The sequence below is a fragment of the Stenotrophomonas sp. 17(2023) genome (assembly GCF_030345315.1).
Lineage (GTDB): Bacteria > Pseudomonadota > Gammaproteobacteria > Xanthomonadales > Xanthomonadaceae > Stenotrophomonas > Stenotrophomonas acidaminiphila.
The window spans coordinates 678655-700900 of sequence record NZ_CP128405.1 but is presented as its reverse complement, the minus strand read 5'-3'; the positions used below and the strand labels follow the sequence as shown (position 1 = coordinate 700900).

Genomic DNA, 22246 nt, shown 5'->3' with positions numbered 1-22246 from the left:
GTCCCGCGCCCCGGCGCCCGGACACAGGCGCCCACCGCCATGCATCCGCCCAGCTCCAGGGAGTCACGATGATCCGAAACAGAACCGCCGCCACGCTGCTGACGGCCACCCTGCTCGCGGCGCTTTCCATGGCCGCCGGCTGCACGCCCGCATCTTCCACTGCACCGCTCCCGACGGCGGCGGCCGCCGAGGTCAAGGGAGTGCCGTTGATTCCATTGCCGGCCATGGTGCGGCCGGCCGAGGGCCGTTTCGTGGTCGATGCGACCACGCCCCTGCGCGCCCAGGGCGATGCCGCCGGCCGGGTGGCCGCGCACTTCACCGAACTGCTGGGCAGGACCACGCCGCTGCGGCTGGCCAGCGGCAAGGGCGAAGGCAACGGCATCGATTTCCGCATCGTTCCCGCGCAGGCCGGCGCATCGCCGGAGGCTTACACGCTGCACATCGACAATGACGGCATCCGCGTCGAAGCCGGCGACGAGCATGGACTGTTCAATGGCGCGATGACGCTGTGGCAACTGCTTGCCGGGCCGCAGGCGGTGGCGGTGGCGCTGCCGGCGATGCGGATCGAGGACACGCCGCGTTTCGCCTGGCGCGGGCTGATGCTCGACTCGGCGCGGCATTTCTGGAGCGTGGAGCAGATCAAGGCCCTGCTCGACACGATGGCCACGCACAAGCTCAACACCTTCCACTGGCATCTCACCGACGACCAGGGCTGGCGCATCGAGATCAAGCGCTACCCCCGGCTCACCGAGGTCGGCGGCTGCCGCGTGCCGCAGGGCGACGCCGGGCGCAACGCCGACGGCACCCCCAACCGGTACTGCGGCCATTACACGCAGGAGCAGATACGCGACGTGGTGGCCTACGCCGCGGCCCGCCATATCACCATCGTTCCGGAAATCGACGTACCCGGCCACGCCCAGGCGGCGGTGGCGGCCTATCCGGAGCACGGCGTGGTCGATGGCCCCACCGAGCCGTCGCACAACTGGGGCGTGAATCCCTACCTGTTCAACCCGCGCGAGGAGACGCTGCAGTTCCTCGAAGGCGTCCTGGCCGAAGTGATCGACCTGTTCCCCGGCCCGTACGTGCACATCGGCGGCGACGAGGCGGTGAAGTACCAGTGGCAGGCATCGCCCGCGGTGCAGGCGCATATCCGCAAGCTCGGGCTGAAGGACGAAGAAGCGCTGCAGTCGCACATGCTCAAGCGCCTGGAGACGTTCCTGGAAGCGCGCGACCGCAAGCTGATCGGCTGGGACGAGATCATCGAGGGCGGGCTGCCGCCCCAGGCCACGGTGATGTCCTGGCGTGGCATCGAGGGCGGCATCGAAGCGGCGACCCACGGCCACGACGTGGTGATGTCGCCCGGCAACACGCTGTACCTGGACTTCCTGCAGACCAACCTGCCGGACGAACCGCCGGGCCGGCCGAAGTTCACCTCGATGCAGAAGATCTACGCATTCGATCCCATACCCGGGCAGCTGCAGCCCGAGCAGCGCCGGCACGTGATCGGGGTGCAGGCCAACATGTGGACCGAACACACCCGGACCTGGGAACGCCTGCAGCACAACCTGTTCCCGCGCATGGCGGCGCTGGCGGAGATCGCGTGGACGCCGCTGCAGCGCAAGGACTACGACGGCTTCCTCGCGCGCCTGCCGGTGCAGCTGCAACGCTACCGGGCGCTGGGCATCGCCTACGGGCAGACCGCATTGTCGGTGGCGATGCAGCGCCAGGACGACCGCGCCGGCAACCGGGTGCGGGTCGAGCTGTCCAACCCCCTGGGCTACGGCGACATCCGCTATACCACCGACGGCAGCGTACCGACGGCACGATCGCCCGCCTACACCGCACCGCTGGACCTGGCGGTGCCGACCGAGCTGCACGCCGCCGCCTTCTTCGAGGGCAAGCCGCTGGCCGACCGGGCAAGCCGGTGGACGCTGGATGCGGCCGCACTGCTCAGCCGCACCGACAAGACCCTGGCGCAGTGCCCGCAGGGCGGCCGCCTGCTGTTGCGGCTGGAGGACGACAACCCCACCGATGGCCCGCGCGAGACCTTCGACGTGAGCATCTTCAACCCGTGCTGGCTGTGGGAAGGCGCGCAGCTGCAGGACGTGGCCTCGATCCAGGTACGCGCCGGCCGCATTCCCTACAACTTCGGCCTGCTGCGCGAAGAAGAGGCCAGGCGCGGCTTCCGCAAGGCGGTGGCGGCGCACGGCGAGTTCGAGGTCCGCGATGGCTGCGAAGGCCCGGTGCTGGCCTCCGTGCCGCTGCCGCAGGCACCGGACGCCGATGGCTTCATCACCCTGGACGCGCCGCTGCGCTCGGCGATCGGCGGCAGCGCCGACCTGTGCATGACCTTCAGCGGCGACACCCGGCCGCGGATGTGGGTGTTGCAGCAGGTGACGCTGCGGACCCGGGATTAGGCGCGGCCAGCGCCTCCGGGCATCCCGCAGGGGGCGTCGGGGAGCATCCCCGCCGCCCTCACGGGTACAGCAGATAGCGCGTGCGCAGCGCCTCGAACCGCCGCAGTTCCGGCTGCCAGCGCGTCTGCATCGCATCGAGCGGATCGCCCCGCCCGATCGCCTCGCGCAGCCAGGCATTGCCGGCCAGCTTGTCGAAGAAGCCGGGCGTCGCGCCCGGTGCATCGGACTGGAAGCGGAACGCATCCGGATACAGGTCGTGCAGGGTCTTGACCACCGCCAGCCCGGTACGGAACGGCACGAAAGCCTCGCGGTCGGTGACGTGGATCTGCACCCCGCCGCAGGCCTTGCCGGCGTGCTTGGAGAAGCTCGGGGTGAACGCGGTCGGGCGGAAGCGCACGCCCGGCAGGTCGAGCGCGTTGAGCGCATCGGCCAGTTGCCGCGCATCGACGAAGGGCGCACCGAGGGTCTCGAACGGCCGCGTGGTGCCGCGGCCCTCGGACACGTTGGTACCTTCCAGCAGCGCCGTGCCCAGGTAGACCAGCGCGGTATCGCGCGTGGGCATGTTCGGCGACGGCGGTACCCACGGCATCGCCCCGCCCGGCTCGGCATCGCCGCGCTGCCAGCCGCGCATCGGCACCACGCTGAGATCGGCGCCGATGCCGAACCCGGCATTGAACAACCGCGCCAGTTCGCCGATGGTCATGCCGTGGCGCACCGGAATGGGGAACATGCCCACGAACGAGGCCTGCGCCGGCTCCAGCACCGGGCCTTCCACCTTCAGCCCGCCGACCGGATTGGGCCGGTCCAGCACCCACACCGGGATGCCGTCGCGCCGCGCCGCGCGCAGCACGTTGGCCAGCGTGTACGGGTAGGTGTAGAAACGCGCCCCCACATCCTGGATGTCGAACAGCAGCAGGTCGATGCCGCGCAGCATCTCCGGGGTCGGTTCGCGGTGCTCGCCGTAGAGGCTGTACACCGGCAATCCGGTGGCCGCATCGCGCGATGAATCCACGTGCCCACCGGCCTGCACGTCGCCGCGCACGCCATGCTCGGGGCCGAACAGCGCCACCAGCTGGACGTCGGTACGCGCGGCCAGCAGGTCGATGTCGCTGCGCAGCGCGCGGTCGACGCCGGTCATGTTGGTGACCAGGCCGATGCGCTTGCCCTTCAGCGCATCGGCGCGCTCGCGCAGCAGCACCTCGATGCCGGGCTCGGGTCCATCGCCAACCGCCGCGATGGCCTGCACCGGCACCGTCGCCGCCAGCAACAGCCCGCACAGGAAAAGGTTTCTCATGTATCCATGCATGCGCGTATCCGGAGCAGGGGCGGCGATGGGCAACGATAGCCGATCGTCGGATAATCCGGCCTGGCCCTTGCGCAACCGGAATCCATGATGCGTCGATCCGCGTGGCTGTCCCTCTGCCTGCTGGTGCTGTGCCAGCCGGTCCGCGCCGGCGGCGACGCCATCGTTCCCTCGCTCATTCCACAACCGGCCTCGATGCGGGTCGATGCCGGTGCCGCGGCCTTCTCCGTGGACGCCAGCACCGTCGTGCAGGCCGAGGGCGACGCCGCGATGCGGGTTGCGGGCCAGCTCAACGCGTTCCTCGCAAAGGCCGGACGCACGCCCTTGTCCATCGCCGCGCGCGGCCAAGGCACGCACGGCATCCGCCTGGCTGTCGAACCGGGCAGCGGCATCCCGGCGGAAGGCTATGCGCTCAGCGTCGGCGACGACGGCATCACGATCCGCGCCAGCAGCGAGGCCGGCCTGTTCCATGGCGCGGTGACCCTGTGGCAGCTGCTCACCCAGAGCGCCGCCGCGCGCGTGACGCTGCCGGCCATGCGCATCGACGATGCGCCGCGCTTCCCGTGGCGCGGCTACATGCTCGATTCGGCCCGGCATTTCCAGACCCCGGCGCAGGTCAGGCAGTTGCTCGACACGATGGCGCTGCACAAGCTCAACGTGTTCCATTGGCACCTGACCGACGACCAGGGCTGGCGCATCGAGATCAAGCGCCATCCACGCCTGGCGCAGGTCGGTGGCTGCCGGGTTCCCGCCGGCGATGCCGGCGTCGATCCGGCCAGCGGCACGCCGGTGCGTTACTGCGGCTGGTATACGCAGGACGATATCCGCGACATCGTCGCCCATGCCGCCGCACTGCACATCACCGTGGTGCCGGAGATCGACATGCCCGGCCATGCCACCGCCGCCATCGCCGCCTACCCGGCGCTCGGTACCGAGGGCCGGCAGATCCCGGTTTCCGCGCACCGCGGCATCCACGCCAACCTGTTCAACGTGGACGATGCCACGTTCGACTTCCTCGATGGCGTGTTCGCCGAAGTGGCGCAGCTGTTCCCCGGCCCCTACATCCACGTCGGCGGCGACGAGGCCATCAAGGCGCAGTGGCAGGCGTCGCCACGCGTGCAGGCGCGGATGCGCGAGCTCGGGCTGGCCGACGAGGATGCGTTGCAGAGCTGGTTCATCCATCGCCTGGAAGCGCAGGTCCACGGCCACGGCAAGCGTCTGATCGGCTGGGATGAGATCCTCGACGGCGGCCTGGCGCCCGACGCCACGGTGATGTCCTGGCGTGGCATCGACGGCGGCCTCGCCGCCGCGCGGCAGGGCCACGACGTGGTGATGTCGCCCAACGCCGACCTGTACCTGGATTACCTGCAGACCGATTCGCCGGACGAGCCCGGCGGCCGCCCGCGGCCGAAGCTGATCCCGATGGAGCGGTTCTACCGCTTCGAACCGGTGCCCGAAGCGCTGGATGCGGACCGGCACCACCACATCCTCGGCCTGCAGGCCAACATGTGGACCACCGACGACGTGCGGTTTTCCGCGGTCGAGCACAACACCTTCCCGCGCCTGCTGGCAGTGGCCGAGACCGGTTGGACGCCAAAGGCCGGCAAGGACTACGCCAGCTTCCTGCAGCGGCTGCCGGCCTGGACCCGGCGCTACCAGGCGCTGGGCGTCGGCTATGCGCGCACGCCGTTCGGCGTGCTGCTGGACGATGCGCCCGCCGCTGCCGGCAGGGCAACGCTGCAGCTGTCCAATCCGCTCGGCTACCCGGTGCGCTACACGCTCGACGGCAGCGAGCCGACGGCGCGGTCGCCGCTGTACGCCGGCCCCATCGAGGCCGGGCTGCCGCTGCAGCTGCGCACCGCCGCCTTCGCCGGCGACAACGCGCTGCAGCCCGCGCAGCGTTTCGAGGTGACTGCCGCCAGCCTGCGCAGCCGCGGCAACGCGCAGCTGCAGCCGTGCATCGCCCAAGGCCCGGTGCTGCGCATGCAGGACGACACCGTGCAGGCCGACGGCCGGCGCGCCCTGTTCAACGTCGCCTTCATGCAGCCGTGCTGGCGCTGGGAACAGGCGCCCATGGCCGGCGCGGAAAGCATCGAAGTACGCGCCGGCCGCCTGCCCTACATCATCGACCAGAGCGAGGAAGAGAACGCCCGCCGCCGCTTCCTGCCCGCACGCAGCGCGCATGGCGAACTGGACATCCGCGCCGGCTCCTGCGACGGCGAGCGCATAGCCACCGCACCGCTGCCCGCACGCCCCGACGCCGACGGCTTCATCACCCTGCACGCGCCACTGCTGCACCACACCGACAAAACCGAAGCGCTGTGCATCCGCTTCAGCGGCGACTTCCGCCCGGATATGTGGGTGCTGGACCGGGTGACGCTGCGCTAGCGGCGCGCATGGGTACCGGCGCGCCGCTGCAGGGGCCGCCCGGACGCGCCGGCAGCGCGCGGGTTACACCCAGATATCGTTCGGTGCGGTGTAGGCGCCGCCGGCGTCGCCGGTGTTGACCACCCCGCGCGGCTCCACCAGCATGATGCTGCACTCGCTGGACGCCACAGGGCGGTGCTCCACGCCCTTGGGCACCACGTACATTTCGCCGGCGGCAAGCGCGACGGACCGGTCCCTGAACTCGAGCACCATCTCACCGGCCAGCACGATGAACACCTCATCGGTGTCCGCATGCGAATGCCAGACGAACTCACCGAGCACCTTGGCGAGCTTGAACTGGTAGTCGTTCATCTCCGCGATGACCCGGGGCGACCAATGCTCCGAGAACCGGGCCAGCTTTTCCTGCAGGTTGATGGCGGTATCCGACATGTGCTTTCAAAGCCTGGGTTGAGTTGTGCCGCAAAGCGAGGGTCGCAGGGACGAACCAAGATCTATCGCGACCGCTCGGAGACCACGGGAGCATGGGCACTGAGTACATGAGTGACCGCGTTCTCCGCGTACACGATATGGTGCTGCAAGCTCCCAGGCCCAATATCGCGCGCGAATTCCAGCTGCTCCCCCATTTCCTTCATGTAGGCGCTGGAAGACTCCCGGAACAAGAAGGACCCCACCTTCTCGGCCCCTTCCGAGACCTCATCGAACATCTCTGGCACGGTCTTGAATGCACCGACCTCCCCGAAATGCACTGAAAAGCGGGGCGACTCAGGTTTGACTACAAGGGGAAGGCCGATAAATTCATCCTGCTCACCACGCACGAGTTGCGCGAGATGAAGGACGAGCAATTCCCCGTCGTGCTCTAATTTTTCGAGCCAGTAATAGCTATACATGCTTCCCCATGCCTTAGTTGGACCGCGCCGTGACGCCGCATCGGCCTGAAGTGTTCGTCGTACGCCCGTTGGTAGACGCGGCCAGCAGGCGCTGATGCGGCGATGATCCTGATACCGAAAGAGATCGCGCAAGATCTGCACGGTTACAGCGATCGGCACTCCGCACTCCGTGAAAGACGCGCGCTCGGAAGATGGAGGGCGAAGAACTTCTCCCCCGCCCCTGATGTGCATCACTGGTGCGCAGGCGTGCCGTGTTGCCCTGCATGGACGGTATCACCCTGGCCGTACGCTCTCAACGCAGGTGGCGGACTCCGGAAAGCGGGGACATTTCCGGCAGAAGCCGGCCAGCACCTTCCCGAAACAACACGTGGAGGCAGCGGCAGCAGCGAAGTCGCCTTCCTGCCACCTCGAACTGCCGGCAACCCTCAGGAAGCGCCGTCTACTTGCTCCTGCGCATGGAGGCGCGCTTTTACTGCTTCCGCTCGGCGTCGCGACGCGGCTGCAGCCGCAGCAGCAGGTCGCGCAGCGGGGTGAACGCCGTTGCCAGTCCCACCGCTACGCCGACGGTGTTGGCCAGCGCGTCGAACGGGTCGGCACTGCGGGTAGCGGTCAGCGCGCCCTGCGCGAACTCGATGCACACGCCCATCGCGATCAGCGCCAGGCCCACGGCCGCCAGCGCGCGGCCGCGGCGGAACAGCTGCACCGCGCTGGCCGCAAGCAGGAAATAGGCGATGAGGTGTTCGGCCTTGTCGCCGTTCTCGGGCAGCGGCGGCAACGGCGGCGGCGGGAGCAGGCACACCGCGACCACGCCCAGCACCGCCAGCACCCACAGCCCGATCCAGAACGGCAGGTGGCGCAGCGGCTTGAACAGCGGGCCGCTCACAGGCGCCAGGTCAGGTCGCCCATCGCGAACGCCGCCGACAGGTCGACGTCGCGACTGAAGCCCATCACCTGGAAGCGCTCGCCCATTTCGGTGGGCAGGGTCAGGCGCTTGAACTGTTCGCGCAGGCGCACGCGCCCGACCTCGTCGGTGCGCTCATCGGCGTCCTCGAGCAGGGCGGTGATGCCGTTGCCGAACAGGAAGCCGGCCTGGTGGCAGTAGCCGGCCAGGTCGAAGCCGGCGCCGGTGCCGGCCTCGGCCAGCGCGGTGAAATCCACCGAGGCGGTGATGTCCTGCAGGCCCGGCCAGCGGTAGACGTCGTTGTGCACGCGGTGGCGGTAGAACGCACGCACGGTGCCGTCGCGGCGGTCGTCCTGGTAGAACTCGGCGCGGGTGTAGCCGTAGTCGACGAACAGCATGGCGCCGCGGCGCAGGCCGCCGGCGACCGCCTGGATCCAGTACGGCAGCTGCGGCAGCAGTTCCGAGCGGTAACCGTCGGCGAACGGGCGCTCCAGGTAGCGCTCCACGTGGCGCACCGCGGCCGACAGCAGCATGTCCGCCGGCTGCGCACCGCGTACGAAGCGGCCCTCGCCGTCGAGCTCGACGGTCTCCTCGTAGACCTCGCCCTGGTCGATGAGGAAGCGCGGCGTGGGCAGCGCGTCGATCACCTCGTTGGCGAACAGCACGCCGTCCCATTCGTCCTCGAACGGGCGGTCCAGCCATTCCACGCGGGCGAAGACCGCCGGGTCGAGCGCGTCCTGCAGGCGCTGGTGCTGGCGCTGGCGCAGGTCGGCGCTGGGTTCGAGGATGGCGTAGCGCGCCGGCAGGGCGTCCAGTTCGGCCAGGCGCCCGAGCGCGGCCTCGGCGAACGCGCCGCTGCCACCGCCCAGTTCCAGCACGCGCGCCTGTGCACCGAGCCCGCGCAATGCCGGAGCCAGCGCGTTGGCGGTGGCCGCGGCGAACAGGGTGCCCATTTCCGGTGCGGTGACGAAGTCACCGGCAGCACCGAACTTGCTGGCGCCGGCGCTGTAGTAGCCCCAGCCCGGCGCATACAGCACCAGCTCCATGAACCGCGAGAACGGCATCGCGCCGCCCTGGGCGAGGATCTCCGCGCGCAGGTGCGCGGCCAGCTGCTCGCTGTGGGCCAGCGCGTCGGATTCGGGCAGGGGCAGGTCGGAATGCATGGCACGGCGGTTTGCGGAGACAATGCACAGGATAGCCGAGCGAGGAAAACGCAGATGACGGATCCGCAACGGGTGGCTTTGGTGACGGGCAGCGCGCGCCGTATCGGCGCGGTCATCGCCCGCCACCTGCACGCCCATGGTTACCGGCTGGCGCTGCACGCGCACCAGTCGGGTGAGGAGCTGCAGGCGCTGGCCTTCGACCTGGAGAGCGAGCGCCCGGGCAGCGTGCTGGCGGTACAGGCCGACCTGCGCGACCCGCAGGCGCTGCCGGAGCTGGTCGAGGAGGTGGTGGCGCATTTCGGCCGGCTCGACGCGCTGGTCAACAATGCCTCCAATTTCTTCCCCACGCCGTTCGGCCAGGTCCAGGTCGAGCAGTGGAACGAGCTGTTCGCGGTCAACGCACGCGCGCCGTTCTTCCTGGCCCAGGCCGCCGCCGGGCACCTGCGCCGGCAGCGCGGGGCCATCGTCAATCTGACCGATCTGCACGCCAGCCAGCCGCTGCGCGACCACCCGGCCTATTCAGCGGCCAAGGCCGCGCTGGAAATGACCACGCGCTCGCTGGCGCTGGAACTGGCCCCGCACGTACGGGTGAACGCGGTGGCGCCCGGCGCGATCCTGTGGCCGGAACAGGGCAAGAGCGAGGCGGCCAAGCACAAGCTGATGGAGCGCACGCCACTGGCGCGTACCGGCACGCCGCACGAGATCGCCGCGGCGGTGCGCTGGCTGCTGGACGATGCCGGCTACATCACCGGGCAGACGCTACGGCTCGATGGCGGGCGTACGCTGACCTAGCCGCGCGGCGTGCCGGTTACAGCGCGACCGTGTCGAACGCGTGGCCGTGCTGCGGGTGCGCCTGCCACATCTGCCGCAGGCTGAGGCCACGGACCGGGTCGATGAAATCCGGGGCGATGTCGGCCAGCGGCTTGAGCACGAAGGCATGCTTGAGCTCGGGACGGGGGATGCGCAGGTGCCCGGGGCCTTCCACCACCAGGTCGCCGTAGTACACCACGTCGATGTCGAGGGTACGGTCGCTGAAACGCGGCCCGCTGCGGTCGCGGCCGTGCGCATCCTCGACCGCATGCAGCCAGTCGTCCAGTTCCACCAGCGGCAGGCCGGTATCGAGCATCACCGCGTTGTTGAGGAAATCAGGGCCGTCGAAGCCCACCGCAGGCGTGCGGTAGGCCGGGGAGACGGTGATCTGCCCGAAACGCTCGCGCAGCGCCTGCACCGCCGCCTGCAGGTGATGTTGCGGGCGCACGTTGCTGCCCAGGCTGAGTAGGACGGTCGTCATCGGGGGAGGCGCGGCGTGCCGCCGCGCGGTCGCAATCGGGACGCACATGATAGGGCCTGGGCCGGGCGACCAGTACCCGGCAACCCGGCGCCAGAACCTTCCGCGCGCGTTGCCGGCGCCTCAGCCGGTGCCCAGCGCGTCGGCCACGACGCGGAATACGCGCTGCATCTCCAGCGGGCGCGGCAGCACGTGCACGCTGATTCCCGCGGGCACCATGCCATCGGCAAACGCTTCGTTGCGGTTCTCCTCCAGCACGATGGCCGGGCCGCGGTATCCCATGCCGTGCATCTCGGTGAGCAGCTGCCCGGCGGACAGCAGCGGGATGCCACTGTCGACCAGCACCGCATCCGGCATGCCGGCCTCCTGCAGGTGGCGCATCGCCGCTGCGCCGTCCGCGGCCAGCCGCAGCCGGTACCCCTGGCTGGCCAGTGCGTTGCCCAGCAGCGACAGGCGCGTGGCTTCGTCGTCCACCACCAGTATCCGCTGGCCGCGACCGGCCGGGACCACCGGCCTGTCGCCGACTTCCGGTTCCGCCACCGCGCCATGCAACGGCAGCAGCAGGTTGAAGCAGGTACCCTCGCCCAGGCGGCTGGACACCGAGATCGTGCCGTCCAGGCTCTCGACGATGCGCTTGCACGACACCAGCCCCAGCCCGGTGCCGCTGGCCTTGGTGGTGAAGAACGGGCTGAACAACCGCTCCAGGGTCGTCTCGTCCATGCCGATGCCCTGGTCCTGCACGCGGATGCACAGGCGCTCGCCATCGGTGGTGGCCACGCGTTCGGCCACCAGGCTCAGGCGGCCGCCATCGGGCATGGCCTGGATCGCGTTGAGCGCCAGGTTGAGCAGCACCTGCTGCAGTTCGGTGTAGTTGCCCTCCACCGCCATGCGCTCGTCGCGCACGTCCAGGTGCAGGTCGATGTTGCCCGGCAGGCTGCTCTTGAGCAGCATCCCCACCGCCTGGAACAGCCGCTGCAGCACGATGCGCTCGCTGGGCAGGCGCGAACCGCGCACGAACGACAGCATCGACTCGACCATCTCGTGGCCGCGCCGCCCGCATTCGGCGATGACGTCGGCCAGCCGCACCACCTTGGGGTCGTCGCTGCGGTCGCGGATCAGGTCCGGCACGATCAGCAGTGGCTGCAGGATGTTGCGCAGGTCGTGGCTGAGCCCGGCCGCCAGCAGGGCCAGGCTTTCCAGCCGCTGCGCGCGCATTAGTTCATCCTCGACCCGCAACCGCTCCATCTCGCGCCGCGCCTCGCGGACGGCACGCGCCACCGCCGATGGCAGCCGCGCCGGCTGGTGCTTGATGATGTAGTCGTTGGCGCCTTCGTGCAGCGCCTGTACCGCGGTCTCCTCGCCCATCGTCCCGGAGACGAAGATGAAGGGCACCTGCGGGTGTGTCTCGCGCAGGATGCGCAGCGCCTGGTAGCCGGAGAAGCCCGGCATGCTCAGGTCCGAGAGCACGATGTCCGGCGCCCACCGCGCCAGCAGCGCGCGCATCTCGGCGTCGCTGTCGACCCGCTCGAAGCTGCATTCCAGCCCGGCTTCGAGCATCTGGTCGCACAGCAGCTCGGCGTCCTCGGCCGAGTCCTCGACCAGGAGGATGCGCAATGGACCCAACGGCGTCCCTTTGTTGGGCATCTGCGCTTACTCCAGCTCCGGGGCCTGGTTGATGACCGCCCAGAAGGTGCCGAGCGTCTTGACCGCGTTGAAGAACTGGTCGACGTCCACCGGCTTGACCACGTAGGCGTTGACGCCCAGGTCCCAGCTGCGCGCCAGGTCGCTTTCCTCGCGCGAGGACGACAGTATCACCACCGGCAGGCGCTTCAGTTCGTCCTCGGCGCGGATGCGCTGCAGCACCTCCAGCCCGTCCATGCGCGGCATCTTGATGTCCAGCAGCAGCACCGCCGGCAGGCCTTCCTCGCGGTTGGCGTACGCCCCGCGGCGCATCAGGAAATCCAGCGTCTCCACGCCGTCCTCCACGTGCACGATGGGATTGGCCAGGCGCGCGTCGCGCAGCGCGTCGATCGCCATTTCGGCGTCGGCCGGGCTGTCTTCGGCAATGAGGATGGTACGCAGGGGACTCATTCGGGTGGACCTCAGCTGTGCGCGTCGGGCGCAGGGGGTGGAAGGATGAAATGGAAGGTGGCGCCCTGGTCGACCTGGGCCTCGGCCCAGATCCGTCCGCCGTGGCGGGTAAGCACGCGGCGCACGCTGGCCAGGCCGATGCCCGTGCCGGGATAGTCGCTGGCCTTGTGCAGGCGCTGGAACACGCCGAACAGCTTGCCGGCGTACTGCATGTCGAAACCGGTACCGTTGTCGCGCACCGTGAACTGGTGCCCACCGTCGGGCAGCTGCTGCGCGGATATTTCGATCAGCGCGTGTTCGCGGCCGGCAGTGTACTTGACCGCGTTGCCGAGCAGGTTCAGCCACACCTGGCGCATCATGTTCTCGTCGGCCACCAGGACCGGCAGCGGGCCGATGTTCCACTGCACGTCGCGTACCGTTCCGTCGGCGCCGGCCTCGGCGCGCAGGTTGGAATCCAGCAGCGCGCGCGTGTCGGCGACCAGCGACTGCATGTCCACTGGCTGCAGGCGCATCGCGCCGCGGCCCAGCCGCGAATAGACCAGCAGGTCGTCGATCAGCGCCGCCATGCGCCGCGCCGAGTCGCCGATCACCTGCAGGTAGTGGCGCGAGCGCTCGTCCGCGTCCTCGCCCAGGTGCCGTGCCAGCTTGTCGGAGAACCCGGCCACGTGCCGCAGCGGCGCGCGCAGGTCATGCGAGACCGAATAGCTGAACGCCTCCAGCTCGCGGTTGACCTCGGCCATCTGCTCGATCTTGCCTTCCAGCTGCCGGTTCAGCTCCTCGACGCGCAGCTGCACGGCGCGCTGCAGGGTGACGTCGCTGACCGTCATCAACACCACTTCATCGTCGCTGTCCGGCAGCGGCATGCGCCGGGCATTGACCAGCATGATCCGCACCAGGCCATCGACACCGCGCTGTTCGTGCTCGTAGTCCCACAGCTCGCGGCCGCGCAGCAGCACGTCGGCCAGGCGCTGGTGGATGATCGGGTCGGCCCAGGCGCCCTCGCCGACCGACTGCAGCGGCTGGCCGTTGGCATCGCGGCCCTGCACGCCGTAGAGCTCGGCGAAGGCGGCGTTGTGCAGCACGATGCGCTGCTCGGCATTGAGCAGCACGATCGGCTCGCGCACCGTCTGCAGCACCGCCCCGGCGCGGGCGCTGGCCTGCAGCAGGCGCTGTTCGGCGCGGTTGCGGCGGCCGATCTGCCGCTTGAGCAGCCACAGCACCAGCCCCAGCAGCAGCAGCTGCGCGGCCAGCGTGCTCCAGGTGACCAGGGTGGACAGGCGCTGCTGCCGCTGCGCCGCCGCCACGCGCTTGGTCAGCAGCTGCTCTTCGTGATGCTGCAGTTCCACGACGATGTCGCGGATCGGATAGCTGAAGGTCATCTCTTCGATCAGCTGGCGCTGGCGCGGCGAATCGACGCTGTCGGCGATCTGTTTGGCCAGCGCCATGCGCCGTTCCAGCATGGAGGTGATGCGGCCGATGCGCACCAGCTGCTCCGGGCTGTCGCTGACCAGGTTCGACAGTTCGCCCAGCGTCTGCCCGATGTAGTCGGCGCGCCGCAGGCGTTGCCGCAGCGCGTCGGATTCCACGCCCTTGGACATGGTCAGCGCGGCCGACTCCACATCGCGGATATCGGCCTGCAGCACGTACAGGCGTGCGCTCACCGCCTGGGTATGCGCCACCCAGTTGGCGGCATTGACGCTGTCGCGCGAGAGCTGCAACAGCAACAACGAAGGCACCACGACGATCAGCAGCGCGGCCAGTGCCAGGCCGGCGAAGCGCCAGCGGTCCCAGCCCTCGTCGGTGAATCGATAAGCCATCCTCATTCCTTAGCCTGTGGCCGGTACCAAAACCGGGATGAGCGTGAACGGTTTCCCAGGTACGCCAGGCCGTTGGCAGGCAGTGCCAAGGGAGCGGCTCCCCTGGGACTGGAGCCGGCCGAGTGCATGCGAACCGGTGCGCAAGCATTGCATGATTCGCGGCCGGAGTGAACGCGGCGCAGGGCGCCCGCCGTCACGGATACGGCGTTGTCCCGGCAACCTGCAATGCCTGCGCCTCCACGCCGCGCACGCCCCATACCCGAGTGGCCAGTTCAACCACACGGTCGCGGGTGATCGGGCTGTCGACCGATCCTTCCAGGGTGACCACGCCTGCGGCAGTAGCGACGCGCACGTCGGCATGGCCGTCACGCTGCAGTGGCACCAGCGCGGCACGGATGCGGGTGGTGATCCAGGCGTCGCCCGGCTGCTCCGGAGCCGCTGCCTGCGGCGGCTCCGGCGGTGCCTGGGCGTGCAGTGGCAGCGCCACCACGCCGCACAGGCATCCGCCCAGCAGGATCCATGCATGCCAGGGATTCTTCATCGTCCCGCCCCTCCCCATTCATTCACCATCGTTGGCCGCCTTCACCGCATGCCCACCGAAGCCGCTGCGCATCTGCGCCAGCATCCGGTCGGCGAAGGAGTTGGCTTCGCGCGAGCGCAGGCGCTCCAGCAACGAGAGCGTGATCACCGGCGCCGACACGTCCAGTTCGATCGCCTCGCTGACCGTCCAGCGGCCCTCGCCGGAATCCTGCACATAGGGCGCGATGCCTTCCAGCCGCGGGTTGTCCCGCAGCGCGTCGGTGGCCAGGTCCAGCAACCATGAACGCACCACGCTGCCGTGCCGCCACACCTCGGCCACCTGGGCCAGGTCGAGCGCGAACGCCTGCTTCTTCTGCATCAGCGCGAAACCCTCGGCATAGGCCTGCATCATTCCGTACTCGATGCCGTTGTGGACCATCTTGCAGAAATGCCCGGCGCCGACCGGCCCCACGTGCGCCCAGCCGCGATCCGCCGCCGGCGCCAGCACCTGCAGCGCCGGCTTCAGGCGCGCCATCGCGCCCGGCTCGCCGCCCAGCATCAGGCAGTAGCCTTCCTTCAGGCCCCAGACGCCGCCGCTGGTGCCGCAGTCGATGAACGCCACCTGCGCCTGGTGGCAGCGCTGCGCGTGCCGCAACGAATCCCGGTACCAGGAATTGCCGCCGTCCACGACCAGGTCGCCGGGCGCCAGCAGTGGCAGCAACTGTTCCAGCAGCGGCTCGACCGCCGCCGCCGGCACCATCAGCCACACCGCGCGCGGCGCAGGCATCGCCTGCACCAGTGCCTCCAGCGAGGCCGCCGTGGCCACGCCGGCGCTGGCCATGCGCTCGCGTGCCGCCTGCCCGGGATCGAAGCCGGTCACGCGGATGCCCCCGCGGTGCAGGCGCTGCGCCATGTTGGCGCCCATGCGCCCCAGCCCGATCATGCCCAGTTCCATGTTCCACCTCGTTCGTCGATGTAAGCGGTTGCCCCCGCGCAATCGCGCAGCTGCGCCTGCAGCCAGCGGCGGAACAGCGTGGTGTGCAGATTGTGCAGGGCCAGGTCGATGGCGTACGGCGTGCGCGGATTGCGGTCGAGCAGGCGCGCGATGTGGTAGCCCAGCGGGCGGATGCCCCTGGGGTGCACGTAGAGCATCAGCCCGGCATAGACCGGGTCGGCGAGCAGCGCGTCCATCTGCGCCAGCAACGGGCGCTGCGCCAGCGGCAGCGCCTCGCGCAGCGCCGGGTCGCGTTCGTGCAGCAGCCGCTCGAAGTAGCGCCCGCCGGTGGCCGGCATCTGCCGCGACAGCTCCCACAGGCGCCGGTTGAGCGCGTCGTAGTGGGCGAAGCCGCCGTGCCGCGCCAGCGCATCGGCGGCCTGTGCGCTGACGTCGGTGATGATGAAGTTCTCGGCCTGGTTGTTGATGTCGTCCAGGTACTGCCGGTCGAATACGTGCTCGATGAAGCCGGGCACGCCCATGAACGCCTGCCGTCCCAGGCGCGCGCTGCGCACCGCCTTGCCGTCGGAGAAGAACTCGCCGGCCTGGCTGCCCAGCAGGATGCTGGGGGTGTCGTGCAGGGTGAGGAAGGTGCCGATCGACAACTCGCCCGGCGTGAACTCGCGGTCGAAGCCGGCATCGCCGTACAGCTCGCGCTGCGTGGCCAGCTGCGCGACCTGGCGACCGACGCCGCATTCCGAACGCACCCGCCCGCTGTAGAACGCCTCCAGCGCGACCGAATTTGAGGCGACCGGCCGGTAGCCGCGGCCGAAGCTGCGGAAGCGCTGCCAGCCCTGTGAACGCGCGCCGCGTGCGCCGAACCCGATCCACCCCAGCTGCAGCGCGGAGAAGCGGTAGCCGCGATTGTCCTGCAGGCGCGTGGCGGCGCGGCGCGCGGCCTCGCCCAGTTCGAACGCGTAGGCACACAGGGTCGCGGGGTGCTCGAGCAGCTCGCGCTGCAGGCGCTCGCGCGGGACGCCTGCGTAGCCGCGCGGCACCTGCACCTGCAGGTCGCCGTGCCGTCGCGCATCGTCCAGCGAGGCACGGCGGCAGGGCTCGCCCCCGTGCACCAGCGGCGCGGGCACGTCGCTTTCGCGTATCTGCCAGCCCAGCCGTTGCAGCAGCGGGAGCACGCAGGCGGCGCCATCGGCAGCCGCCACCGTCGGTGCCAGGCCCAGCAGCGCCAGCGCGCATCCACTCAACCAGGCCGGGATGCGACGGGCACGCCTCACCGCGCGGCGTCCCCTGGAGCCGCCGGGGCCAGGTACTGCTGCAGGCGCTCGAAGAAATGACGGTAGAACACCGGGTCCTGCACCGTGCTGCTGGCCACCCGCACCAGCGAATCGTCGTTGCCGCCGAACGGCAGCGATACCGAACCCAGCGCGCCGACCCCGACGCTGGCCGACGTCGGCGATTTCTTCAGCGCGTAGCGGTCCTGCACGGCGCTGGCGAACACCTGCGCGCGGCCATTGCCGTGCGCCGCGCAGGACACCCGCAGCACCAGCTGCTCGTGCAGTTCTTCCCTGGGCTGGAAATTCTTGTTGGCCTCGACGCTGTCGGTACCGGCGCGGGTGATCGCGTAGCCCTGCCCCAGCAGCGCACGGCGCGCCGCTTCGCAGGCCTGCGCCGGGGACGCGTCGATGTCGCGGGTATAGGTATCGCCGGAGTCGAACGACTCGCGCAGCAGCGGGGTGTCGGCGGCCCGGCCGCCACAGCCGCCCAGGACGGCGCAGCAGGCCAGGGCCAGCAGTACGCGTGAACGATGCCTGTGCATGGCGCCTCCACATACCGGAAGGCCATCAGCATAACGCCGCCAGCGTGCAGGCACGCTGACGGCGCATTGAACGCGCGGACGCTGTCGGCCCGCGCTCAGTCGGCCCAGCGGCCGGGGCCGCTGGACTGCGGCAGCACCTGCGCCGACAGCGGCCGGTCCTTCTCCAGCAGGTTCACCGCATCGGCCAGGATCGACGCCGATTCCTTGAGCAGCGGATCGGGGCGCTTCTCGGCGGCCTTCTCGCGCGCGGCATCCTTGACGATGTCGCGCTCGTTGCCGGTCAGGCCGTCGTCGCTGCCGTCGTCGGCCAGCGGATCCAGCGGCAGGCCCAGTTCCTTGCGTACTTCCTGGCGCTGCTTGCGCTGGGCGTCCTGCTTGTCGCGTTCGGCGCGGCGCTCGGCCTCATTGAGCGATACGTACTTCTTCGCCGCCTCGCTGCGGAACTGCTGCACGTCCTCTTCCCACCACCTGAACTCGCGGTCGCCGCGGATGCGCGCGGCATGGCGCGTCTCCAGCTTCGGCAGGATCGGCGCGAAGTTGCCGTACTGGGTGTGCGGCACCGCGGCGATGCGGGTCCAGGGCAGCGCGTTGTCGTAGGTGCTCTCGCCGAACTCGCTGGCATCGACGCTGGCCGGGAATGCCAGGTCGGGCACCACGCCCTTGTGCTGGGTGGACGAGCCGCTGACGCGGAAGAACTGGGCGATGGTCAGCTTGACCTGGCCGAAGCGTTCCTTCTCGCTGGCCGGCCAGCGGTCCAGCGGCACCACGTTCTGCACGGTGCCCTTGCCGAAGGTGGTCTCGCCGATCACCAGGCCACGGCCATAGTCCTGGATGGCGCCGGCGAAGATCTCCGAGGCCGAGGCCGAACCGCGGTTGATCAGTACCGCCAGCGGCCCGTCCCATGCCACGGCCGGGTTGCGGTCGCTGTTGACGGTGACCCGGCCGCCGGATTCGCGCACCTGCACCACCGGCCCCTGTTCGATGAACAGGCCGGTCAGTTCGATCGCCTCGTCCAGCGAACCGCCGCCGTTGTTGCGCAGGTCCAGCACCACGCCGTCGAGCTTGTCGGCCTTGAAGCCGGCCAGCAGGCGCGCCACGTCGCGGGTGGCCGAGGCATAGTCGGTGGCGTTGCGGCGGCGGCCCTCGAAATCCTGGTAGAAGGTCGGCAGCTTGACGATGCCGATGCGGCGCGCAGGCTCGCCGGCGGCGCCGGGAATGGACATGGTCTCGCCCTTGGCGGCCTGCTCGGCCAGGCGCACCTTCTGCCGGGTCAGGGTCACCATGCGGTGCTTGCCGTCCAGGCCTTCGGCGGCGGGGATGAACTCCAGCCGCACCTGGGTGTCCTTGGCGCCGCGGATCTTGGCCACCACGTCGTCGATGCGCCAGCCGATCACGTCCTCGACCGGGCCCGAGCGGCCCTGGCCGACACCGACGATGCGGTCGCCCGGCTTGAGGGTGCCGTCCACCGAGGCGGGGCCGCCGGCGATGATCTCGCGGATCACCACCACGTCGTCCTGGCGCTGCAGCTGCGCGCCGATGCCTTCCAGCGACAGCGACATGGCCTGGTTGAAGTTCTCGGCCGTGCGCGGGGTGAAGTAATCGGTGTGCGGATCGACCGCGCGGGTGTAGGCGTTCATGAAGAAGGAGAACACGTCCTCCCCCTTCACCTCGTTGACCGACTTGAGCAGCGTGGCGTAACGCTTGTCCAGGGTCTTGCGGATGTCGGCGGCCGGCTTGCCGGCCAGCCGCAGCCGCAGCCAGTCGTTCTTCACCGACTTGCGCCACAGTTCGTCCAGCTCGGCGCTGGTCGCCCACGGCACGTCCTTGCGGTCGTAGTCGAAGCGCTCGTTGGTGGTGAAATCCGGCTCCTGCCGCAGCAGCCGCCGCGCATGGGCCACGCGTTCGCCGACGCGCTGGCGGTAGACCGCGAACACCTCGAACGCCGGGTCGAGTTCGCCGCTGCGGATCGCGTTGCCGGTCCGTTCGGCCAGCGGCGCGAAGCGCTCCACGTCGTCCCGGGTGAAGAACTGCTTGCCACTGTCCAGCGACTCCAGGTAGCGCTTGAACACATCCTGCGAGGTCGCCGCGTCCAGCGGGCGCGGGCGGTAGGCGTAGCGGCTGTCGGACAGCAGCCCGTAGACCAGCTTGGAGGTGGTCGCCTGGTCGACCGTCGCGGTGGACGGCAGCGCCGAGGTGTCGGCGCGCGCCAGCAGCGCGGCCGGCGCGGTCAGCGCGAAAGCCAGCAGGAAAGCGGGTACTCGGTAGTTCATCAAAATACTCGTGGCACCGGGCGGTGGAATGAGACTGCGGATGACTCGGACAACGGGACAGTGCCGGAAGTTGCAGCGCTTGTCATCCGGACCGCCCACAGCCTAGCGGCCCGACCGTAGCGCAACGTGAACCGTGCCGGAGCCCCGCCGGGCCGGCCAGCCCGGCGACGGGCGCGGTGGTCATTCCAGCCGGGGCAACCGGGGTGCCTGGCGATCGCCCGGCTGCCGGGGCGAGGCTCGCGGGCCAGGGCAGCCGGGGCGGTAGAACGGGAAAAGCAGGCCCGGGCCACGCTGCCGGGCATAACGCTGTGCACCGTGGCGGCGGCACTGCGCCGCGCCACCCTGCAGGCGGCGCGGACACGGGCTCGCGGGGTGCGGCGAAGGCGCGTCAGCCGACCCCGGCGCCGGCGGCCTGGCGGTCGGCGTGGTAGGACGAGCGCACCATCGGCCCGGACGCCACGTGGTGGAAACCCAGCGCGTAGCCGTAGTCCTCCAGCGCCTTGTACTCGTCCGGCGTCCAGTAGCGCAGCACCGGGTGGTGGTGCGGGGTCGGCTGCAGGTACTGGCCGATGGTGACCATTTCCACGTCGTGCGCGCGTAGGTCGCGCAGCGTGGCCTGCACCTGCTCCAGGGTTTCGCCCAGGCCGAGCATGATGCCGGACTTGGTGGGCACGCCCGGATGCTGCGCCTTGAACTTCTGCAGCAGGGTCAGCGACCACTGGTAGTCCGCGCCCGGGCGCACGTTGCGGTACAGGTCCGGCACGGTCTCGATGTTGTGGTTGAACACGTCCGGCGGATTGGCCGCAAGGATCTCCAGCGCGCGCTCCATGCGTCCCTTGCCACGGAAGTCCGGGGTCAGGATCTCGATCCGGGTACCCGGACTGAACTCGCGGATGGCGCTGATGCAATCGACGAAATGGCCGGCGCCGCCATCGCGCAGGTCGTCGCGGTCCACGCTGGTGACCACCACGTACTTCAGGCCCATGTCCTTGACCGTCTGCGCCAGGTGCAGCGGCTCGGCGGCGTCCGGCGGCTTGGGCCGGCCGTGGGCGACGTCGCAGAACGAGCAGCGGCGGGTGCAGACCTCGCCGAGGATCATGAACGTGGCGGTGCCGTGGCCGAAGCACTCGTGGATGTTCGGGCAGCTGGCCTCCTCGCACACCGTCACCAGCCGGTTCTCGCGCAGCTTGGCCTTGAGCTGCTGGACGGCGTTGCCGGACGGGATGCGCACGCGGATCCACGACGGCTTGCGCAGCACCGGGGCATCGGCGAACTGCACCGGCGAACGGTTGATCTTGTCGCCACCGAGCTGTTTGGCGCCGGCCTGCAGCGGCGCGGACGGGGTGTCGCCCTGCAGGACCTGCAGGGGGATGGAGCGGCTGGTGGATTCGTTCATGGCGTTCCGGCGGCGTCAGGGCCGCATGGTCAGGTCGGGCAGTCCGGGATCGTCGCGCAGGTCCAGCCCGAACTGCCGGGCCAGATGGGACAGCAGCACCGGCTTGACCGCCGCGATGCCCGAAGGACCGCCCAAGTCTAGCACCGAGGTCACCTGCATCCCGGCGTAACCGCAGGGATTGATGCGATGGAAGGGCTCCAGGTCAAGGCTGACGTTGAAAGCCAGCCCGTGGAAACTGCAGCCGCGGCGCACGCGGATGCCGAGCGCGGCGATCTTGGCGCCGCCGACATACACCCCCGGCGCGCCCTCCAGGCGTTCGGCGACGATGTTCCACTCGTCCAGGGTATCGATGATCGCCTGCTCGATGCGGCACACGTAGTCGCGCACGCCGATGCCCAGCCGGCGCAGGTCCAGCAGCGGATAGACCACGATCTGGCCGGGGCCGTGGTAGGTCACCTGGCCGCCGCGGTCCACGTGCAGCACCGGGATGTCGCCCGGCGCCAGCACGTGCTCGTCCTTGCCGGCCTGGCCCAGGGTGAACACCGGATCGTGCTCGACCACCCACAGCTCGTCGGTGGTGGCGTCGTCGCGGGCGTCGGTGAAACGCTGCATCGCGTGCCAGACCGGTGCATAGGCCTGGCGGCCGAGGTCGCGCAGCGTCGCCGCGCGGACCTTGCCAGCGCCCACCGCCGCGGCCGCGCAGGCGCCTACAGCGTCCACTTCACTTCCGGATGGTTGCGCAGGGCCGCGTGCGCGGCGTCGTACTGCTCGCGGCTGTCGGCCTTGAAGGCGATGCGCACGGACACGTACTTGCCGTTGGACGAGTGCTTCCAGCTGATGCGCTCGCTGAGCACATCCAGACCGGCCTGCAGCAGCAGCTGCGGCAGTTCATGCTCCAGCCCGATGTTGGCAGCGCCCATGGCGCTCAACTCGAAGGTGCCGGGAAACTGGAAGCCGTGTTCGGGGTTGTCGGACTTGATTTCCATGCCCGCCATTATCGGGGCGCGCGCCGGCAAACCCAAGGTCCGGGAACGCGGA

The 22246-nt window shown here is 69.8% G+C and carries 20 protein-coding genes; 3 read left to right on the top strand and 17 right to left on the bottom strand.

Annotated features, from left to right (window positions below; genetic code table 11):
• Nucleotides 1-68 precede the first annotated feature (68 nt).
• Nucleotides 69-2417 carry a family 20 glycosylhydrolase gene (locus QQA12_RS03045; RefSeq protein WP_226050681.1) on the top strand — a complete coding sequence of 783 codons (2349 nt, stop codon included), beginning with the start codon at nt 69-71 and terminating at the stop codon, nt 2415-2417.
• Nucleotides 2418-2475: 58 nt separating this feature from the next.
• On the opposite strand, the gene QQA12_RS03040 is transcribed toward QQA12_RS03045, so the two are convergent.
• Nucleotides 2476-3711, bottom strand: coding sequence for a DUF1343 domain-containing protein (locus QQA12_RS03040; RefSeq protein ID WP_226050682.1), 1236 nt, complete (start codon nt 3709-3711; stop codon nt 2476-2478).
• A 99-nt stretch (nt 3712-3810) separates the two neighbouring features.
• On the opposite strand from QQA12_RS03040, the gene QQA12_RS03035 reads away from it, so the two are divergent.
• Nucleotides 3811-6108, top strand: a complete 2298-nt coding sequence (locus tag QQA12_RS03035; protein WP_226050683.1) for a family 20 glycosylhydrolase — start codon at nt 3811-3813, stop codon at nt 6106-6108.
• Between the two features lie 63 nt (nt 6109-6171).
• Here the strand turns inward: QQA12_RS03035 and QQA12_RS03030 are convergent, their stop codons facing one another.
• The 4 genes from QQA12_RS03030 to QQA12_RS03015 form a co-directional block, all read right to left on the bottom strand.
• Entirely contained in the window at nt 6172-6537 is a 366-nt protein-coding gene (locus QQA12_RS03030; RefSeq protein WP_226050684.1) for a cupin domain-containing protein, read from the bottom strand.
• A gap of 62 nt (nt 6538-6599) precedes the next feature.
• Nucleotides 6600-7154: a hypothetical protein gene (locus QQA12_RS03025; RefSeq protein WP_226050685.1), complete on the bottom strand. Its 555-nt coding sequence runs from the start codon at nt 7152-7154 to the stop codon at nt 6600-6602.
• A gap of 310 nt (nt 7155-7464) precedes the next feature.
• Nucleotides 7465-7878, bottom strand: coding sequence for a VanZ family protein (locus QQA12_RS03020; protein ID WP_226050686.1), 414 nt, complete (start codon nt 7876-7878; stop codon nt 7465-7467).
• Nucleotides 7875-9059, bottom strand: a complete 1185-nt coding sequence (locus tag QQA12_RS03015; RefSeq protein WP_226050687.1) for an SAM-dependent methyltransferase — start codon at nt 9057-9059, stop codon at nt 7875-7877. Before QQA12_RS03015 ends, QQA12_RS03020 begins: the two co-directional genes overlap by 4 nt.
• A gap of 54 nt (nt 9060-9113) precedes the next feature.
• Between QQA12_RS03015 and QQA12_RS03010 the strand changes: the two genes are divergently transcribed.
• Complete coding sequence (locus tag QQA12_RS03010) at nt 9114-9851, top strand: pteridine reductase (protein ID WP_226050688.1); 738 nt, start codon at nt 9114-9116, stop codon at nt 9849-9851.
• Nucleotides 9852-9867: 16 nt separating this feature from the next.
• Here the strand turns inward: QQA12_RS03010 and folK are convergent, their stop codons facing one another.
• From folK to QQA12_RS02950, 12 genes are all read right to left on the bottom strand, one after another.
• The gene (gene folK, locus QQA12_RS03005) at nt 9868-10350 is read right to left on the bottom strand and encodes a 2-amino-4-hydroxy-6-hydroxymethyldihydropteridine diphosphokinase (protein ID WP_054662944.1); all 483 of its coding nucleotides are present in this window, start codon (nt 10348-10350) and stop codon (nt 9868-9870) included.
• A 120-nt stretch (nt 10351-10470) separates the two neighbouring features.
• Entirely contained in the window at nt 10471-11991 is a 1521-nt protein-coding gene (locus QQA12_RS03000) for a response regulator (protein ID WP_226050689.1), read from the bottom strand.
• A gap of 6 nt (nt 11992-11997) precedes the next feature.
• A complete protein-coding gene (locus QQA12_RS02995; protein WP_054662938.1) occupies nt 11998-12438 on the bottom strand; it encodes a response regulator in 441 nt (146 codons plus the stop codon).
• Between the two features lie 11 nt (nt 12439-12449).
• Complete coding sequence (locus QQA12_RS02990; RefSeq protein WP_054662935.1) at nt 12450-14255, bottom strand: ATP-binding protein; 1806 nt, start codon at nt 14253-14255, stop codon at nt 12450-12452.
• A 193-nt stretch (nt 14256-14448) separates the two neighbouring features.
• Nucleotides 14449-14796 carry a BON domain-containing protein gene (locus tag QQA12_RS02985; protein ID WP_054662932.1) on the bottom strand — a complete coding sequence of 116 codons (348 nt, stop codon included), beginning with the start codon at nt 14794-14796 and terminating at the stop codon, nt 14449-14451.
• A gap of 18 nt (nt 14797-14814) precedes the next feature.
• Complete coding sequence (gene gnd / locus QQA12_RS02980; protein ID WP_056931796.1) at nt 14815-15729, bottom strand: phosphogluconate dehydrogenase (NAD(+)-dependent, decarboxylating); 915 nt, start codon at nt 15727-15729, stop codon at nt 14815-14817.
• Nucleotides 15714-16970, bottom strand: a complete 1257-nt coding sequence (locus QQA12_RS02975; RefSeq protein ID WP_226050749.1) for a hypothetical protein — start codon at nt 16968-16970, stop codon at nt 15714-15716. Before QQA12_RS02975 ends, gnd begins: the two co-directional genes overlap by 16 nt.
• A 26-nt stretch (nt 16971-16996) precedes the next feature.
• Nucleotides 16997-17542, bottom strand: a complete 546-nt coding sequence (locus tag QQA12_RS02970; protein WP_226050690.1) for a DUF2242 domain-containing protein — start codon at nt 17540-17542, stop codon at nt 16997-16999.
• Between the two features lie 95 nt (nt 17543-17637).
• Nucleotides 17638-19812 (bottom strand): carboxy terminal-processing peptidase, encoded by a 2175-nt coding sequence (locus QQA12_RS02965; protein WP_226050691.1) that lies wholly within the window; start codon nt 19810-19812, stop codon nt 17638-17640.
• Nucleotides 19813-20200: 388 nt separating this feature from the next.
• Nucleotides 20201-21208 carry a lipoyl synthase gene (lipA, locus tag QQA12_RS02960; protein WP_054662920.1) on the bottom strand — a complete coding sequence of 336 codons (1008 nt, stop codon included), beginning with the start codon at nt 21206-21208 and terminating at the stop codon, nt 20201-20203.
• A 15-nt stretch (nt 21209-21223) separates the two neighbouring features.
• Complete coding sequence (lipB, locus tag QQA12_RS02955; RefSeq protein ID WP_056931793.1) at nt 21224-21928, bottom strand: lipoyl(octanoyl) transferase LipB; 705 nt, start codon at nt 21926-21928, stop codon at nt 21224-21226.
• Nucleotides 21916-22194 (bottom strand): DUF493 family protein, encoded by a 279-nt coding sequence (locus QQA12_RS02950; RefSeq protein ID WP_054668581.1) that lies wholly within the window; start codon nt 22192-22194, stop codon nt 21916-21918. The genes lipB and QQA12_RS02950 overlap by 13 nt, the downstream gene beginning before the upstream one ends.
• Nucleotides 22195-22246: the final 52 nt, after the last annotated feature.

Excerpts from the sequence above, each read along its gene's own strand:
- QQA12_RS02985 (WP_054662932.1), bottom strand. The coding sequence starts at position 14,796 with ATGAAGAATCCCTGGCATGCATGGATCCTGCTGGGCGGATGCCTGTGC.
- QQA12_RS03035 (WP_226050683.1), top strand. The coding sequence starts at position 3,811 with ATGCGTCGATCCGCGTGGCTGTCCCTCTGCCTGCTGGTGCTGTGCCAG.
- QQA12_RS03040 (WP_226050682.1), bottom strand. The coding sequence starts at position 3,711 with ATGAGAAACCTTTTCCTGTGCGGGCTGTTGCTGGCGGCGACGGTGCCG.
- folK (WP_054662944.1), bottom strand. The coding sequence starts at position 10,350 with ATGACGACCGTCCTACTCAGCCTGGGCAGCAACGTGCGCCCGCAACAT.
- lipA (WP_054662920.1), bottom strand. The coding sequence starts at position 21,208 with ATGAACGAATCCACCAGCCGCTCCATCCCCCTGCAGGTCCTGCAGGGC.
- gnd (WP_056931796.1), bottom strand. The coding sequence starts at position 15,729 with ATGGAACTGGGCATGATCGGGCTGGGGCGCATGGGCGCCAACATGGCG.
- QQA12_RS02965 (WP_226050691.1), bottom strand. The coding sequence starts at position 19,812 with ATGAACTACCGAGTACCCGCTTTCCTGCTGGCTTTCGCGCTGACCGCG.
- QQA12_RS02950 (WP_054668581.1), bottom strand. The coding sequence starts at position 22,194 with ATGGAAATCAAGTCCGACAACCCCGAACACGGCTTCCAGTTTCCCGGC.
- QQA12_RS03010 (WP_226050688.1), top strand. The coding sequence starts at position 9,114 with ATGACGGATCCGCAACGGGTGGCTTTGGTGACGGGCAGCGCGCGCCGT.
- QQA12_RS03000 (WP_226050689.1), bottom strand. The coding sequence starts at position 11,991 with ATGCCCAACAAAGGGACGCCGTTGGGTCCATTGCGCATCCTCCTGGTC.
- QQA12_RS02990 (WP_054662935.1), bottom strand. The coding sequence starts at position 14,255 with ATGGCTTATCGATTCACCGACGAGGGCTGGGACCGCTGGCGCTTCGCC.
- QQA12_RS03015 (WP_226050687.1), bottom strand. The coding sequence starts at position 9,059 with ATGCATTCCGACCTGCCCCTGCCCGAATCCGACGCGCTGGCCCACAGC.
- QQA12_RS03030 (WP_226050684.1), bottom strand. The coding sequence starts at position 6,537 with ATGTCGGATACCGCCATCAACCTGCAGGAAAAGCTGGCCCGGTTCTCG.
- QQA12_RS03045 (WP_226050681.1), top strand. The coding sequence starts at position 69 with ATGATCCGAAACAGAACCGCCGCCACGCTGCTGACGGCCACCCTGCTC.
- QQA12_RS02970 (WP_226050690.1), bottom strand. The coding sequence starts at position 17,542 with ATGCACAGGCATCGTTCACGCGTACTGCTGGCCCTGGCCTGCTGCGCC.
- QQA12_RS02995 (WP_054662938.1), bottom strand. The coding sequence starts at position 12,438 with ATGAGTCCCCTGCGTACCATCCTCATTGCCGAAGACAGCCCGGCCGAC.